At 67.2% G+C, this 16,256-nt stretch carries 10 protein-coding genes; 6 read left to right on the top strand and 4 right to left on the bottom strand.

From position 1 onward, the window contains the following. Positions 1-3 precede the first annotated feature (3 nt). Both CAL11_RS00765 and CAL11_RS00770 read right to left on the bottom strand, forming a co-directional pair. Positions 4-4,743, bottom strand: coding sequence for a glutamate synthase-related protein (locus CAL11_RS00765; protein WP_033468216.1), 4,740 nt, complete (start codon positions 4,741-4,743; stop codon positions 4-6). A 343-nt stretch (positions 4,744-5,086) separates the two neighbouring features. After that, entirely contained in the window at positions 5,087-5,851 is a 765-nt protein-coding gene (locus CAL11_RS00770) for a hypothetical protein (RefSeq protein ID WP_086091844.1), read from the bottom strand. Positions 5,852-6,033: 182 nt separating this feature from the next. On the opposite strand from CAL11_RS00770, the gene CAL11_RS00775 reads away from it, so the two are divergent. The 4 genes from CAL11_RS00775 (at position 6,034) to rpoH (ending at position 9,772) form a co-directional block, all read left to right on the top strand. Further along, positions 6,034-7,140, top strand: coding sequence for an S-(hydroxymethyl)glutathione dehydrogenase/class III alcohol dehydrogenase (locus CAL11_RS00775; RefSeq protein ID WP_015064805.1), 1,107 nt, complete (start codon positions 6,034-6,036; stop codon positions 7,138-7,140). Between the two features lies 1 nt (position 7,141). Beyond that, complete coding sequence (gene fghA, locus CAL11_RS00780; protein ID WP_086091845.1) at positions 7,142-7,990, top strand: S-formylglutathione hydrolase; 849 nt, start codon at positions 7,142-7,144, stop codon at positions 7,988-7,990. A 60-nt stretch (positions 7,991-8,050) separates the two neighbouring features. Continuing rightward, complete coding sequence (locus CAL11_RS00785; protein ID WP_086091846.1) at positions 8,051-8,740, top strand: hypothetical protein; 690 nt, start codon at positions 8,051-8,053, stop codon at positions 8,738-8,740. 108 nt (positions 8,741-8,848) lie between these two features. Continuing rightward, complete coding sequence (gene rpoH / locus CAL11_RS00790; protein WP_003815756.1) at positions 8,849-9,772, top strand: RNA polymerase sigma factor RpoH; 924 nt, start codon at positions 8,849-8,851, stop codon at positions 9,770-9,772. A gap of 493 nt (positions 9,773-10,265) precedes the next feature. Here rpoH and CAL11_RS00795 read toward each other — a convergent pair whose 3' ends face one another. Continuing rightward, the gene (locus CAL11_RS00795; RefSeq protein WP_015064808.1) at positions 10,266-11,078 is read right to left on the bottom strand and encodes a metallophosphoesterase; all 813 of its coding nucleotides are present in this window, start codon (positions 11,076-11,078) and stop codon (positions 10,266-10,268) included. A gap of 177 nt (positions 11,079-11,255) precedes the next feature. On the opposite strand from CAL11_RS00795, the gene CAL11_RS00800 reads away from it, so the two are divergent. Beyond that, positions 11,256-13,799 (top strand): cation:proton antiporter, encoded by a 2,544-nt coding sequence (locus tag CAL11_RS00800; RefSeq protein WP_086091847.1) that lies wholly within the window; start codon positions 11,256-11,258, stop codon positions 13,797-13,799. A 137-nt stretch (positions 13,800-13,936) separates the two neighbouring features. On the opposite strand, the gene CAL11_RS00805 is transcribed toward CAL11_RS00800, so the two are convergent. Then, positions 13,937-14,770: an NUDIX hydrolase gene (locus CAL11_RS00805; RefSeq protein WP_086091848.1), complete on the bottom strand. Its 834-nt coding sequence runs from the start codon at positions 14,768-14,770 to the stop codon at positions 13,937-13,939. Between the two features lie 268 nt (positions 14,771-15,038). Between CAL11_RS00805 and coxB the strand changes: the two genes are divergently transcribed. Further along, entirely contained in the window at positions 15,039-16,196 is a 1,158-nt protein-coding gene (gene coxB, locus CAL11_RS00810) for a cytochrome c oxidase subunit II (RefSeq protein ID WP_086091849.1), read from the top strand. Positions 16,197-16,256: the final 60 nt, after the last annotated feature.

The raw sequence follows: 16,256 nt of genomic DNA on the forward strand, positions 1-16,256 counted from the left end.
TCCTCACGCAGCCATTTGTTGCGGGTTGGCTGCACGCCACAATTCACCCAATGCGCGGCGGTATTCCGTCGGCATGACCTTGACGAACTTGCCGCGCGACGCTTCCCAGTCGCCCAGGATCTCGCGGGCGCGGAAGCTGCCCGTATAGCGGAAGTGGTCTTCGACCAGGCGGCGCAGAATGGCTTCGTCGGTATCGCGCTCGCCGCCGCGCTGCGCGCTGTGCCAGGATTCGATCTCGTTGGCCGATTGCTGCTCGGCATGCGGCAGCACCGGTTCGAGTTCGACCATGGCGGTGTTGCAGCGCTCCCGGAAGGTGCGGTCCGGATCCCAGACATACGCCACGCCGCCCGACATGCCGGCGGCGAAGTTGCGGCCCGTGGCGCCCAGCACCACGACCGTGCCGCCCGTCATGTATTCGCAGCCGTGGTCGCCGGTGCCCTCGACCACCGTGGCCGCGCCCGAGTTGCGCACCGCGAAGCGCTCGCCGGCCACGCCGTTGAAGAAGGCTTCGCCCGACAGCGCGCCGTACAGCACCGTGTTGCCGGCGATGATGTGGTCCGGGCCGAAGCCGCGGAAGTCGTTCGGCGAGCGCACCACGATGCGGCCTCCCGACAGGCCCTTGCCCACGTAGTCGTTGGCTTCGCCCACCAGGTCCATCGTGATGCCATGCGCCAGGAACGCGCCGAAGCTCTGGCCGGCGGTGCCGTTGCACTGGATGTGGATGGTGTCGTCGGGCAGGCCGTCGTGGCCGTAGCGCGCGGCCACCGCGCCCGACAGCATGGCGCCGATGGTGCGGTTGCGGTTGCGCACCGGCACGATGAACGAGACTTTCTCGCCACGCTCGAGCGCGGGCTTGCTGCGCTCGATCAACTGGTGGTCCAGCGCGCCGGCCAGGCCGTGGTCCTGCGCTTCGGTCTGGCGCACATCGGCGTCCGAGACGACCCGGTGGAACACGCGCGAGAAATCCAGGCCTTGCGCCTTCCAGTGCTCGACGCTGGCGCGCATGTCCAGCAGGTCGGTGCGGCCGATCAGCTCGTCGAACTTGCGGATGCCCAGCTGGGCCATGATTTCGCGCACTTCCTCGGCGACGAAGAAGAAATAGTTCACCACGTGCTCGGGCTTGCCCTGGAATTTCTTGCGCAGCTCCGGATCCTGCGTGGCCACGCCCACCGGACAGGTGTTCAGGTGGCACTTGCGCATCATGATGCAGCCTTCGACCACCAGGGGGGCGGTCGCGAAGCCGAATTCGTCGGCGCCCAGCAGCGCGCCGATGATCACGTCGCGGCCGGTCTTCATCTGGCCGTCGGCCTGCACGCGGATGCGCGAACGCAGGCGGTTGAGCACCAGCGTCTGCTGCGTTTCGGCCAGGCCCAGTTCCCAGGGCGTGCCGGCATGCTTGATGGACGAGACCGGCGAGGCGCCGGTGCCGCCGTCATGGCCGGCGATGACGACGTGGTCGGCCTTGGCCTTGGCCACGCCGGCGGCCACCGTGCCCACGCCCACTTCCGAGACCAGCTTGACCGAGACCGAGGCGCGGGCGTTGACGTTCTTCAGGTCGTGGATGAGCTGGGCCAGGTCCTCGATCGAGTAGATATCGTGGTGCGGCGGCGGCGAGATCAGGCCCACGCCGGGCACCGAGTAGCGCAGCTTGGCGATGTACTCGGAGACCTTGTGGCCCGGCAGCTGGCCGCCTTCGCCGGGCTTGGCGCCCTGGGCCATCTTGATCTGGATCTGGTCGGCGCTGGACAGGTACTCGGCGCTGACGCCGAAGCGGCCCGAGGCCACCTGCTTGATGCGCGACCGCAGCGAATCGCCGGCGCGCAGGGCCACGTCGGCCTCGACGCGGTCGCTGCCCAGCACCGAGGCGAGCGTGTCGCCGTCCTTGATGACGCTGCCGCCCGAGCGCAGCTCGGCGCGGTAGCGCAGTTCGTCCTCGCCGCCCTCGCCCGTGTTGGACTTGCCGCCGATGCGGTTCATGGCCACGGCCAGCACCGAGTGGGCCTCGGTCGAGATCGAGCCCAGCGACATGGCGCCGGTGGCGAAGCGGCGCACGATTTCCTTGGCCGGCTCGACGTCGTCCAGCGGGATGGCGCGGCTCGGGTCGAAACGGAACTCGAACAGGCCGCGCAGCGTCATGTGGCGGCGGCTCTGGTCGTTGATGATCTGCGCGTATTCCTTGTAGGTGCGGTAGTTGTTCGAGCGCGACGCGTGCTGCAGCTTGGCGATGGAGTCGGGCGTCCACATGTGTTCTTCGCCGCGGATGCGGAAGGCGTATTCGCCGCCGGCGTCCAGGTCGTTGGCCAGCACCGGGTCGTTGCCGAACGCGGCGCGATGCATGCGCAGCGCTTCCTCGGCCACCTGGAAGATGCCGATGCCTTCGATGTTGGAGGCGGTGCCGGTGAAGTACTTGTCCACCAGCGCGCGCTGCAGGCCCACCGCTTCGAAGATCTGTGCGCCGCAGTACGACATGTAGGTGGAGATGCCCATCTTGGACATCACCTTGTTCAGGCCCTTGCCGATGGCCTTGGTGTAGTTCTTGATCGCCTTGTCGGGGTCGGCCAGGTGACCCAGCGACTCCAGCGCCAGGTACGGGTGGATGGCTTCGGCGCCATACCCGCCCAGCAGCGCGAAATGGTGCACTTCGCGCGCCGAGCCGGTTTCGACCACCAGGCCGGCGTTGGTGCGCAGGCCGGCGCGGATCAGGTGCTGGTGCACCGCGGAGGTCGCCAGCAGCGCCGGGATGGCCACGCGGTCGGCGTCGACCAGGCGGTCGGACACGATCAGGATGTTGTAGCCGCTTTGCACCGCGTCGACGGCGCGCGCGCACAGCGCCGCCACGCGCGCCTCGATGCCTTCCGAGCCCCAGGCGGCCGGATAGGTGATGTCCAGCTCATAGCTGCGGAATTTCTTGCCGGTGACCTGGTCGATGTCGCGGATCTGCGCCATGGCGGCGAAATCCAGCACGGGCTGCGTCACTTCCAGGCGCAGCGGCGGGTTGACGTTGTTGATGTCCAGCAGGTTGGGCTTGGGGCCGATGAACGAGACCAGCGACATGACCATCTGTTCGCGGATCGGGTCGATCGGCGGGTTGGTCACTTGCGCGAACAGCTGGCGGAAGTAGTTGTAGAACGGCTTGGAACGGTTCGACAGCACGGCCAGCGGGGCATCGTTGCCCATCGAGCCGATCACTTCCTCGCCGCTGGCGGCCATGGGTTCGAGGATGAACTTGAAATCTTCCTGGGTCCAGCCGAACGCCTGCTGGCGATCGAGCAGCGGCACGGCCGTCTGGGTGGCGGGCGACGCGGTCCTGGGCGCGGGCAGCGACTCCAGCTTGACCTGCAGGCGTTCGATCCACTGGCGGTACGGACGGCTGTTGGCCAGCTGCAGCTTGATCTCGCCATCGTCGATGATGCGGCCTTGCTCCAGGTCGATCAGGAACATCTTGCCCGGCTGCAGGCGCCATTTCTTGACGATGCGGTTTTCCGGGATCGACAGCGTGCCGGCTTCGGACGCCATGATGACCATGTCGTCGTCGGTGATCAGGTAGCGCGCCGGACGCAGGCCGTTGCGGTCCAGCGTGGCGCCGATCTGGCGCCCGTCGGTGAAGGCGACCGCCGCCGGGCCGTCCCAGGGCTCCATCATGGCCGCGTGGTACTCATAGAAGGCGCGCCGGCTCTCGTCCATCTGCGTGTGCTGCTCCCAGGCTTCCGGGATCATCATCATCATGGCGTGCGCCAGCGAATAGCCGGAATTCACCAGCAGTTCGAGGCAGTTGTCGAACGTGGCGGTATCGGACTGGCCTTCGTAGACGATGGGGTACAGCTTCTTCAGGTCGTCGCCCAGCACCGCCGACTGCATCATGCCTTCGCGGGCCCGCAGCCAGTTGAAGTTGCCCTTGACCGTGTTGATTTCGCCGTTGTGGGCGATCATGCGGTACGGGTGGGCCAGCGGCCAGGCGGGGAACGTGTTGGTCGAGAAGCGCTGGTGTACCAGCGCCAGCGCCGACACCGTGCGCGGATCGGCCAGGTCGCGATAGTAGCGGCCGACCTGGTCGGCCAGCAGCAGGCCCTTGTAGACCACGGTGCGCACCGAGGCCGAGGGCACGAAGTATTCCTTGCCGTGCGCCAGGCGCATGTTCTGGATGGCGTGGCTGGCGGTCTTGCGGATCACGTACAGCTTGCGTTCCAGCGCGTCGGGCACCATCACGTCGGCGCCGCGGCCGATGAACAGCTGGCGGATCACCGGCTCCAGGCCGCGCACCGCGGGCGACATCGGCATTTCGACGTCCACCGGCACGTCGCGCCAGCCCAGCACGGTCTGGCCCTCGGCGCGCACGGAGCGCTCCAGCTCCTGCTCACAGGCCAGGCGCGAAGCGGTCTCCTTGGGCAGGAACACCATCGCCACGCCATATTCGCCCGGCGGCGGCAGCACGATGCCCTGCTGCGCCAGTTCGTCGCGGTACAGCGCGTCGGGGATCTGGATCAGGATGCCGGCGCCGTCGCCCATCAGCTTGTCGGCGCCGACGGCGCCCCGGTGATCCAGGTTTTCCAGGATCTTCAGGCCTTGCTGGATGATGGAGTGGCTCTTGCGGCCCTTGATATGGGCCACGAAGCCGACGCCACAGGCGTCGTGCTCGTTGCGCGGGTGATACAGGCCCTGGGGGGCGGGCAGGCCGATACGGCTTGCGTCGATGGGGGTCGCCGCGACCGGGCGACAGGAATCGGAAGACTTGGTGTAGGGCATAACGCGCTCCGCAGTGGCCTGCGTCGAGAATGTTGCAGTGCAAAGGGACAATACTGCGCGGGGTGTGCCCATGCAAGCCAAAAATACAGGGTATGACCCTAATTTAATGTGTCGTTTCCCATAGATGAAATTATTAGGGACGTATAAATGGATCGGCAGGCCATGGCGCCGGCAGGCCCGAATGCCCAGGAGAGCGCGGCTTCGTCTTTCGATCGCGGCCGTCGCGTCTTTATACGTCCCTTATTGTTTCAGGGCTGGCGAACTGGCGCGGCAGGCGCAGCAAAATGCCCACGCGGCACGGGGCCGGGTGGGCAGTACGCAACGCCCCAGCCGGGGCGGCGGCTCAATTGGAGGTGTTCGGCGTGGTCGGCGTGTGGACGGTGCCTGGGGTATCGGGGGCGTCGGCCGCGGCCGGCGCGGGCTTCTTGCGCGGCCGGCCGCGCTGGCCGGGGGCCACGCGGCGGCTGGCGGTATGGGCCAGGCTGGCGATGAACGCCGGGCCGCCCAGCGCCCACTGGCCGGATACCGCTTGTTCGATGCGCTGTATCTGCTCGCGCGACAGGCCGTCGTGCAGCAGGCGGCGGTAATTGGCCTGGCGATCGAACGGCGTATTGCCGCAGGCCCAGTAATCGGCGTGATCCGATTGCCATTGCGCCGGGGGCGCGCCGGTGTTGCCGGTATGGCTGCCGGCCGACGACCAGGGCCAGCCGTCCGGTTCCGTGGCGGCGCCGCTGCGCACCGGGTAGGTTTCCAGCCAGACTTGCGACGGCAGCACCCAGGCGCCCGGTTCGAGCAGCGCGGAGCGGTAGCGGCCGGCAAACACGCGGCCGCCGCGCAGGCGCGCGGCCAGGTTGCGGCCCAGCGTCTGCATCAGGCGCGGCAGGCCTTCCTCGTCGGCCGGCGTGGCCAGCAGCAGGATCCGGTCGTTGGCCAGCACCCATGCGTGCACGCCGACCCGATGGCGCTGGGCCGACTCGCCCAGCCAGCTTCCCAGCTGGTTGAGGATGTCTTGCGGCGCCGGCTGCGAAGGCGGCGCCAGCGGCTGGACGAAATTGGCCTGCACCAATTGGGGCAGCCCGGGGGCGTACAAGCGGGGCAGACGGGCCATAAGCTGGGGCTTCGCGCTAACGGGTTGGATGGAGTGCCACGGCTATATAAATAGTGCCGCTATCGCCTTCGGTCAAGCCTGTATAGGAAGCCTGTGGACAGATCAGGCTAGATTTATGCAGGTTAACATCCGAAGTCAAGGATCAATACCCGCAGGTTTCCCTAGGACATCAGGAGCAATATATGAAGACAAAAGCCGCTATCGCCTGGAAAGCGGGTGCCCCGTTGACGGTCGAAGACGTCGACCTCGAGGGCCCCAAGGCCGGGGAGGTTCTGGTGGAGGTGAAGGCCACGGGCATCTGTCACACCGATTATTACACTTTGTCGGGTGCCGATCCGGAGGGAATTTTCCCGGCGATCCTGGGCCACGAAGGCGCGGGCGTGGTCATGGACGTGGGGCCGGGCGTGACCACGCTGAAAAAGGGCGACCATGTCATCCCGCTCTACACGCCCGAGTGCCGCCAGTGCAAGTTCTGCCTGTCGCGCAAGACCAACCTGTGCCAGGCCATCCGCACCACCCAGGGCAAGGGCCTGATGCCGGACGGCACCTCGCGCTTCTCGATCGACGGCAAGCCCCTGTTCCACTACATGGGCACGTCCACCTTCGCCAACCACATCGTGGTGCCCGAGATCGCGCTGGCCAAGGTGCGACCCGACGCCCCGTTCGACAAGATCTGCTATATCGGCTGCGGCGTCACCACCGGTATCGGCGCCGTGGTGTTCACCGCCAAGGTGGAGGCCGGCGCCAATGTGGTGGTGTTCGGGCTGGGCGGCATCGGCCTGAACGTCATCCAGGGCGCCAAGATGGTGGGCGCCGACAAGATCATCGGCGTGGACCTCAATCCGGCGCGCGAAGCCATGGCGCGCAAATTCGGCATGACCCACTTCGTCAACCCGAACGAAGTCGAGAACGTGGTCGACCACATCATCCAGATGACCGACGGCGGCGCGGACTATTCGTTCGAGTGCATCGGCAACACCAAGGTCATGCGCCAGGCGCTGGAGTGTTGCCACAAGGGCTGGGGCCAGTCCGTCATCATCGGCGTGGCCGAGGCCGGGGCCGAAATCAGCACCCGTCCGTTCCAGCTGGTGACCGGCCGCGAGTGGAAAGGCTCGGCGTTCGGCGGCGCGCGCGGCCGCACCGACGTGCCCAGGATCGTCGACTGGTACATGGAAGGCAAGATCAACATCGACGACCTGATCACGCATACCCTGCCCCTGGACCGCATCAACGAAGGCTTCGACCTGATGAAGCGCGGCGAGTCCATCCGCTCCGTCGTGGTGTACTGACATGGCGGTCCTGGAACTCGTCTCGCAGCATCGCTGCTTCGATGGCTGGCAACGCTACTACCGCCATGCCTCGAAGGAGATCGGCCTGCCCATGCGCTTTTCGGTGTTCGTGCCGGCCCAGGCCGCGCACGGCCCGGTGCCGGTGCTGTTCTACCTGGCCGGGCTGACCTGCACCGAGGAGACCTTCATGATCAAGGCCGGCGCGCAGCGCCTGGCCGCCCAGCACGGCGTGATGCTGGTGGCGCCGGACACCAGCCCGCGCGGCGCCGGCATCCCCGGCGAGGACGAGCACTGGGATTTCGGCGTCGGCGCGGGGTTCTACCTGGACGCCACCGTCGAGCCGTGGAGCGGCCACTATCGGATGTACAGCTACGTGGTCGACGAGCTGTACGGCATCGTCACCGGCGAGCTGCCGGGCGACGCCGCCCGGGTGGGCATTTTCGGCCACTCCATGGGCGGCCATGGCGCCCTGGTGCTGGCCCTGCGCAATCCGGACAGGTTCCGCTCGGTCTCGGCATTCGCGCCGGTCGTCGCGCCTGCCCAGGTGCCGTGGGGCCACAAGGCCTTCGAGCGCTATCTGGGCGCCGACCGCAAGGCCTGGGAGGCCTATGACGCCAGCGCGTTGGTGCGCACCCTGCGCCAGCCCTATCCGGATGGCATCCTGGTCGACCAGGGCCTGGCCGACGGTTTCCTGGTCGAGCAGCTGCGTCCCGAGCTGTTCGAGGCGGCCTGCCGCCATGCCGGCCAGCCGCTGACGCTGCGCCGGCACGAGGGCTATGACCACGGCTATTACTTCATTTCGACATTCATCGAGGATCACATCCGGTTTCACGTCGAGCGGCTGGGGTAACAGGCCGGGCACGGGCTGCTTTATATACTGAGCGGCCCGGATGCCCGCGCAAGGACCCTCGTGATCGACGCTCTTGCTCCTTTTGCCTGGATTGGCCTGGCGGCGCTGATCGTGCTGCTGCCGGGCCTGGTCATGCTGTTCGGACGCGGCGGCCCGCGCGACGAGGCCGGCCGCCGTGTGTTCCGGCTGCGGCCGGTGCGCCGGCTGTTCGGCCTGCTGCTGCTGGCCCTGGCCGGCGTGTCGGGCCTGCTGGCCCTGTCGCTGGTGCAGTTTGCCCGCCTGACCGACGACAAGCCCGTGGCCGAAGTCATGGTGCGCCAGCAGGGCGACGGCCAGTTCCAGCTGGCCGCGCGCACTCCCGACCAGCGGATGCGCGACTACACCCTGTACGGCGACCAATGGCAGATCGATGCCAAGGTGGTGCGCTGGCGGCTGCCGGCGCTGCTGGCGGGCGTCCCGCCGCTGTACCGGCTGGAGCGCCTGTCGGGGCGCTACCAGGACACGGCGCGCGAGCGCTCGGCGACCCGTTCGGTGCATGCCCTGGACGACTGGCCGGCGCCGGACCTGGCCCAGGTCAAGCGCCTCGTGCCCAACTGGCTGCCGTTCGTGGATGTCCAGTTTGGCAGCGCAGCATATATGCCCATGTTCGACGGCGCGCGCTACCAGGTATACCTGGACCCGCGCGGCGCGCTGTTCATCCGGCCGGCCGACGCGGCCACGGCCGAGCGCCTGAAGCAACTGGGCTGGTAAATAAGGGGACGCATAAGAAACCGCCCCGCGCACCGGGAAATTACGGAACTTTGGCGCGGCGCAGCAGTCGTATTAGCACTCGATTGCGTGGAGTGCTAACATCGTTCCATGCCTGTAGACAACCTTCCCCTGGAGGCCGCAAACATGACTCAACCCAGCAGTTCGTTGGCCCTTTCCGGCAACGCCCTGGCGTTGGCCGTGGCCAACCCGGGTGCGCTTGGCACCATCGATGCCTACATTTCCGCCGTCAACCGCCTGCCCATCCTGACCGCCGAGCAGGAAGGCCAGCTCGCCCGCCGCCTGCGCGACGAGGGCGACCTCGAGGCCGCGCGCGAACTGGTCGTGTCGCACCTGCGGCTGGTGGTGTCGGTGGCGCGCCAGTACCTGGGATACGGCCTGCCGCACGCAGACCTGATCCAGGAAGGCAACGTCGGGCTGATGAAGGCCGTCAAGCGCTTCGATCCCGAGCGCGGGGTGCGGCTGGTGTCGTTCGCCGTGCACTGGATCAAGGCCGAAATCCACGAATTCATCATCCGCAACTGGCGGCTGGTCAAGGTGGCCACCACCAAGGCGCAGCGCAAGCTGTTCTTCAATCTGCGCAGCATGCGGCCCGACGGCCAGACGCTGGATCCCGAGCAGGTCGACCACATCGCGCGCGAGCTCAATGTGCGCCGCGAGGACGTCAGCGAGATGGAAGTGCGCCTGTCCGGACGCGACCTGTCGCTGGAAAGCCAGGACGATGACGACGACAGCTTCGCGCCGATCGCCTACCTGTCCGATGAGGGCCGGCAAGAGCCGAGCCGCGTGCTGGACCGCATGGCGCACGACGACCTGCAGGGCGCCGGCCTGGGCCGGGCGCTCGAAGCGCTGGACGCGCGTTCGCGCCGCATCATCGAGGCCCGTTGGCTGCAGGACGACGGCGGCCTGACCCTGCACGAACTGGCCCAGGAGTTCGGCGTATCGGCCGAGCGGGTGCGCCAGATCGAAGCCGCGGCGCTGAAGAAAATGCGCGGCGCGTTGACGCCCGCCTGACGCCGTTCGCGGCGTTCGCGCATGCAAGACAGACCGCCACGGCGGTCTGTTTTCTTTGGGGCCTTTCGCGGCACCTGCGCCTGTCCCAGCATGGGAACTGGCGTCCGCGGCAGCGTGTGCCTGTCCCCACTGGGACAGGCACACCGTCGCAGGCCATGAGCGGTTGATGGCCACGACGGTATCTGCCCCCGCCGGGACAGGCGCGCCTCCGTACGCCATGAACGCTTCGCCCCACGCAGAAGCCGATTTTTGATACGTTCAGATACAAAATACTTGCCCGCCGCCCTGGCCCGCCGGAAACTAAATCGCCGCTCTTGCGCCTAAACATACGTAGACCGCGAACTTGGCCATGCCAACGGTTGCAGTCTTGTCATCCGTCTCGGCTTCTCCTCTTTCCCCTCCCCTATGAGACGGATGCTTGCGGGGCACCTAGCATATCGGTGCCCCATTTTTTTTGCCCGATCGTTGCGCAAGCCGCCCGCGGCGGCCCGCTTCAACCGGCGTTCCGGCGCAGCAAGGCGCGCCACCGGGCGTCATCGAGACGCCGCACACCGGTCGCCAGCGATCCATCCGCGTACAACTTGAGCCAGCGGTAGCCCGGCGCGGCGTCGTCCACGCAATGCTTGCCGTCGCGCACGACGAACTGGAAGCAGGTCGACGGCGTGGCCAGCATGCGCAGGTTGTGGCGGCGGCAGTCGAATTCCTGGTGCACGTGTCCCCACAGCAGCACGCGCGCCTGGGGCAGGCGCTGCAGGCGCTGGAAGAGCAACTGCGCGTTGTCCAGCATCATGGTGTCGTGCCAGCCGGGTTCGCTTTGCACCGGATTGTGGTGCACGGCCACCAGCAGCGGGCGGTCGCCGGCAAGGCTGGCGGCGCGGCTGAGCAGATCGAGCTGGTCGTCGCCGAGGTGCCCGCCGTTGGAGCCGGGCACCGTCGAATCCAGCAGCACGATGCGCCAGGCGCCCAGGTCGAGCACCGGGTCGGTCCACGCGCCCAGTTCGGCCCGCAGCGTGGCGGGCACGTCGTGGTTGCCGGGCAGGCAGCGCACCGGCAGGCCGGTTTGCGCCAGCAGGGCGTGCAGGCGCTGGTACGAGGCCGGCGAACCGTCTTGCGACAGGTCGCCGGTGGCCAGCAGCGCGTCGGGGTTCAGGCCATCGTCGCCGACTTGCCGCAGCACGGCCTGCAGGCTGGCTTCGGTATCCACGCCCAGCATCGCCGTATGCGGTTCGTCGAACAGGTGCATGTCGGTCAACTGCACCAGTACGGCGGGCGCGTCGGCGCGAACGGGGACGGCGGAATCGGACAAGATGGCTCCAGGGCAAACGGGGTTTTCACCATACCGAAATTTCCCGGCGCAAGCCGGGCGCGCCATGCCGGCCGCGTAACCAAGTGTGCGCCCGGCCGCGGGCAGGCGTCGGTTTTCCGGAAAAAACCGCTATTCTTGTTGCTCTTTATAAGGCAGCCAGGACAAGAAGTCTCGCCCATGGATATTGGTTTTCTCGTATTTGGACTGGCTGGGCTGCTGACGCTGGTCTGTTTCATGCCGCCGCTTGCCGGCCGCCTCAAGCTGCCCTATTCGGTGCTGCTGGCGCTGGTCGGCTGCCTGCTGGGCATCGGCGTGCACTTGCATGGCTGGGCCCCGCCCGTGCTGGGCGACCTGCTCGACACCATCGAGCATTTCGAGATTTCATCCGAAACTTTCTTGATGGTGTTCCTGCCGGTGCTGCTGTTCGAGACCGCGTTGTCGATGAACGTGCGCCGGCTGATCGACGATATCGGCCCGATCCTGATGATGGCGATCGTGGCGGTCGTGGTGTGCACGCTGGTGGTGGGTTTCGCGGTCGATGCCGTTTCGTCGTATGGCCTGATCGTCTGCCTCTTGCTGGGGGCCATCGTCGCCACGACCGACCCGGCCGCGGTGGTGGGCATTTTCCGCGAAGTGGGCGCGCCCAAGCGGTTGACCACGCTGGTCGAAGGCGAGAGCCTGTTCAACGACGCGGCCTCGATCGCCCTGTACTCGGTGCTGCTGGCGGCGCTGGGCGGCAGCGGCGAGCTGTCGGTGGGCGCGGTCTTCAACGATTTCGTTTTCCATTTCGTCGGCGGCGGGCTGGCGGGCTTCCTGATGGGGCGCCTGGCATGCGCGTTGTTTGCCTGGTTGCGCGGCTTCCCGACCGCCGAGATCACCCTGACGCTGACGCTGGCGTATCTGTCGTTCTTCATTTCCGAGCACTACCTGGGCGTGTCCGGGGTGGTGGCCACGGTCATCGCCGGACTGGTGGTGGGGTCGACCGGGCGCACGCGCATGTCGCCCACCACGTTCGAGTTCCTGTCCAGCGCCTGGGGGCAGTTCGGGTTCTGGGCCAATTCGCTGATCTTCCTGTTCGCGGCCATGCTGATTCCCAAGCTGATGGCCGAGGCGGATTGGCAGGAACTGCTGCTGGTGCTGGTGGTGTTCGCCGCCACCCTGGTCGCGCGCGCCATCGTGGTGTTCGGCCTGCTGCCGCTGCTGCGGGTGGCGCGCATCGGCGCCGAAGTCAGCAACCCGTACAAGAGCGTCATGTGGTGGGGCGGCCTGCGCGGCGCCGTGTCGCTGGCGCTGGCCCTGGCGGTGACCGAGCAGAGTTCGGTGCCGGAGCAGGCGCGCCAGTTCGTGGCCGTCGCGACCACCGGTTTCGTGCTGATGACCCTGATGATCAACGGCGTCAGCCTGCGTCCGCTGATCCGCATGCTGGGCCTGAACCAGTTGTCCCCGGTGGAGCGCACCATCCGCAACCAGGTCTTGGCGGCCGCGCTGGAGGATCTGCAGGGCCGCACCGAAGAGATCGCCAAGGTCGACCATGTCAATCCCGAGGCGCGCGACCGCATCCGCGCGGTGTTCGACGCCAGCCTGACCAGCGTGCACGACGGGCAGGTCGGCCAGATGACGCTGGACCAGCGGGTGGCGGTCGGCCTGTCCATCGTGGCCCGGCGCGAAGAGGAAATGTTCTTCGACATCCTGAAGGCGCAGATCGTCGACTGGCGCCTGGCCGAAGGCCTGCTGGCGCGCGCCGAGCGCCTGGAGGACGCGGTGCGCGCCGGCGGGCTGGCCGGCTTCGAGGCGGGCATCGTTGCCGACGTGCGCTATTCGAGGTTGTTCCGCATGGCCTTGCGGACGCACTATATGTTCGGGTTCCAGGGTTGGCTGGCGCGCGAGCTGGGCAAGCGTTTCGCCAGCCTGCTGACCAAGCGGTCGGTGGCGCGGGACTTGATGAAGTTCGCGCGCGAGCAGGTGGCCCCCCTGCTGGGCGAGGAGGCCGCCGACCGCATCATCGCCGCGCACCAGCGCCGCCTGGACCTGATCGAGAACGCGCTGCAGGCGCTGACGCTGCAGTACCCGTCGTATTCGCTCTGGCTGCAGGAAAGCCATCTGGGCCGGGTGGCGCGCGAACTGGAGCGCCGGCGCTATCGCGACATGCTCGAGCAGTTCCTCATCAGCGGCGAAGTCTATGCCGACCTGATGGCGCAATTGAAAGCCCGCTGGCAGCACATCGACAAGCATCCGCCGTTGGACATCGAGCTGGGTTCGGCCGAACTGGTCAAGCGCGTGCCGCTGTTCGAGGGCCTGAGCCAGGATTCGCTGCGCGCGATCTGCCGCCTGCTCAAGCCGCGCCTGGCCCTGCCCGACCAGCATGTGCTGACCCAGGGCCGCCACGGCCAGGAGATGTGCATCGTGGCGTCCGGGGCCGTGGTGGTGCACCTGCCCGACCACACCACCATCGAACTGGGCAGCGGGGAATTCTTCGGCGAGCTCGCCCTGCTGGGCGAGGAGCAACTGGTGCCCGATGTCACGTCGCTGGGCTACAGCAAGCTGCTGATGCTGTCGGCGCGCGATTTCCACGCCCTGCTCGCGCGCGACGAGCACCTGCGCGAGCGCATCCAGACGGTTGCCAAGCAGCGCATGCGCGCCATCGAGGTGTGGAAGCAATACTCGCAAGCCGCGGCGGCGGCCGCCGCCGCCACGGCCTCGGAGGATTCGGCGCCGGCGTAGGGGCTGGGTGGTATGGCGGTGCCTGTCTCCGCTGGGACAGGCACGCCGGGAAGTCAGCGGGTGCCAGTCCCCCTGCGGGGACAGGCACCCGGGGGTCAGGTTGTGCCAGTCCCCCTGCGGGGACAGGCACCCGAGGGTCAGGTTTTGCCTTCGGCCCTGCGCTGCATGATGTCTTCGACGATGACCAGCGCGGCTTCCAGGGTGAATTCGCCGGCTTCGATGCGCCGCACGGCGTGGTCGATGCCGATGGTGGCGATTTCCATGACTTCGCCGTCGCGGTTGGCCGGCCGCGCGTCGGCCGGCAGCACGCAGGTGCTGGTCAGCAGGTCTTCGACCTGGTAGCCCTCGGGCAGCCGCCGGTGCATGCGCAGGATGGTGCGCAGCGGCGTGCGTTGCTCCAGCTGATGCGGATCCAGGCCGGCTTCTTCGCCGCATTCGCGCACCAGCGCGGTTTCCAGGTCTTCGCCGCTGCCGGCCAGGCCGCCGACCAGGGTGTCCCACATGCCGGGATCGGTGGATTTCGTCATCGCGCGGCGCGCGATCCACAGTTCGCCTTGCGGCGTCCAGGCGTTCAGGTGCACGGCGCGGGTATTGAGCCCCAGCGGCCGCACCGCGGCGCGCTCGATGGCGCCCAGGCGCAGGTCGCCGGCGCATACGTCCAGCAATTCGTCGCGCCAGCCGCGCAGGCAGCGGGCATCGCGCAAGGATTGCGCAACCTGGGCCAGCAGGGCGTCCAGTCGCGGGCCGGGCGCGAGCTCGGCGCCGATGCGCAGGCCGTCGGCGTCGGGCTGCAGGTCGGCCAAGCCGCTGGCGCGCAGGGCGTCGCACGCGGCATGCGTGACCCAGCCGCAACAATGGCCGGCGATGTAGAGCGGTCGGGCCTGGTCGGGCGGCAGGGCCTGGGCGCGTTGACCGAGCTCGGCATACAGCCTCGTGAGCCGCTGCTGGCTTGCATAGTGAGTGTCTGGCATGGGACGGATTTTAGTTCAGCCGCGCGTTGCGGACGCCATGGCGGGCGCGCAGATGGGGGCGCTTCGAAACGAATTCAAGTGGGCAAAATTACATTCGTTTGCGCGTCCGCTATAATTCCGCGGTTTCTTTGTGAATTCGAGTGGGATCGACGGGGCTGCTTCTACCCTGCCTTGCCCTACCGTCTAATAAATCGCGCGTTTGCCCGCCTTTAGGACGGCCTGTACGGCGTATCAAGGAACGGGCATCGTGCCGTGTTTCGAGGTAAGCATGAAGAAGTGGAGAGGGATACTGGGCGCTTGTGCGCTGCTGGTTGGCAGCGCGGCCGCGGCGCAAATCCAAGACATGCCCGGGGGCCCAAGGGTCAATCAGCTAAACCTGCACGAAGGCGTCACGCAAATCTCGCGAGACGTCGTGTGGCTGCATTGGATGATGCTCGCGATCTGTATCGTGATCTTCATCGGCGTGTTCGGCGTGATGTTCTATTCGATCTGGGCGCACCGGAAGTCGCGCGGGCACAAGGCCGCCACTTTCCACGAGCACCTGGGCGTGGAAGTCGCGTGGACCGTCATTCCTTTCCTCATCGTCATCGCCATGGCGCTGCCGGCGACCAAGACCGTGGTCGCCATGAAGGACACTTCCAGCGCCGACGTGACCGTCAAGGTCACGGGCTATCAATGGAAGTGGGGCTACGAGTATCTTGACGGCGAAGCCGCCGGCATCAAGTTCCTGTCCACCCTGTCCACGCCGCGCGCGCAGATCGAGAACCGCGAGCCCAAGGGCCAGTTCTATCTGATGGAAGTCGACAACCACATGGTGGTTCCGGTCGACAAGAAGGTGCGCGTGGTGCTGACCGCCGGCGACGTCATCCACTCGTGGATGGTCCCGGACTTCGGCGTCAAGCAGGATGCCATTCCCGGTTTCCTGCGCGACGCCTGGTTCCGCGCCGAGAAGCCCGGCATCTATCGTGGCCAGTGCGCCGAGCTGTGCGGCAAGGACCACGCCTTCATGCCCATCGTGGTGGAGGTGCTGGCGCAGCCCGAGTACGACAAGTGGGTCGCCGACCAGAAAAAGAAGATGGCGGCCTCGGCTGACGATCCCAACAAGGAATGGACCCAGGCCGAACTGGTCGCGCGCGGCGAGAAGGTGTTTGCCGCCAATTGCGTGGCCTGTCACCAGGCCAACGGCAAGGGCATTCCCGGCTCGTTCCCTCCGCTTGACGGCGACCCCGTCGTGCTGGGCCCCAAGGCCGCGCAGATCAATACCGTGCTCAAGGGCAAGCCCGGCACCGCCATGGCGGCGTTCGGCGGCCAGCTCAACGACGTCGAAGTCGCGGCGGTCATCACCTACACGCGCAATGCCTGGAGCAATGCGGGCAAGGGCCAGGACCCGGTGGTCCAACCCAAGGACGTGGTGGCGGCGCGCTGAAGCGCGCGCCGCCGCTGTTCCGGTAGTTGGCAGTTTCCACCGTTAGTTCGATCGAGATCC

The organism is Bordetella genomosp. 6 (genome assembly GCF_002119705.1).
Taxonomy (GTDB): domain Bacteria; phylum Pseudomonadota; class Gammaproteobacteria; order Burkholderiales; family Burkholderiaceae_B; genus Bordetella; species Bordetella bronchiseptica_F.

What these genes read in the sequence shown, in the direction of transcription:
- CAL11_RS00765 (WP_033468216.1), bottom strand. Translation starts at nt 4,743, where the DNA reads ATGCCCTACACCAAGTCTTCCGATTCCTGTCGCCCGGTCGCGGCGACC.
- CAL11_RS00770 (WP_086091844.1), bottom strand. Translation starts at nt 5,851, where the DNA reads ATGGCCCGTCTGCCCCGCTTGTACGCCCCCGGGCTGCCCCAATTGGTG.
- CAL11_RS00775 (WP_015064805.1), top strand. Translation starts at nt 6,034, where the DNA reads ATGAAGACAAAAGCCGCTATCGCCTGGAAAGCGGGTGCCCCGTTGACG.
- fghA (WP_086091845.1), top strand. Translation starts at nt 7,142, where the DNA reads ATGGCGGTCCTGGAACTCGTCTCGCAGCATCGCTGCTTCGATGGCTGG.
- rpoH (WP_003815756.1), top strand. Translation starts at nt 8,849, where the DNA reads ATGCCTGTAGACAACCTTCCCCTGGAGGCCGCAAACATGACTCAACCC.
- CAL11_RS00800 (WP_086091847.1), top strand. Translation starts at nt 11,256, where the DNA reads ATGGATATTGGTTTTCTCGTATTTGGACTGGCTGGGCTGCTGACGCTG.
- CAL11_RS00805 (WP_086091848.1), bottom strand. Translation starts at nt 14,770, where the DNA reads ATGCCAGACACTCACTATGCAAGCCAGCAGCGGCTCACGAGGCTGTAT.
- coxB (WP_086091849.1), top strand. Translation starts at nt 15,039, where the DNA reads ATGAAGAAGTGGAGAGGGATACTGGGCGCTTGTGCGCTGCTGGTTGGC.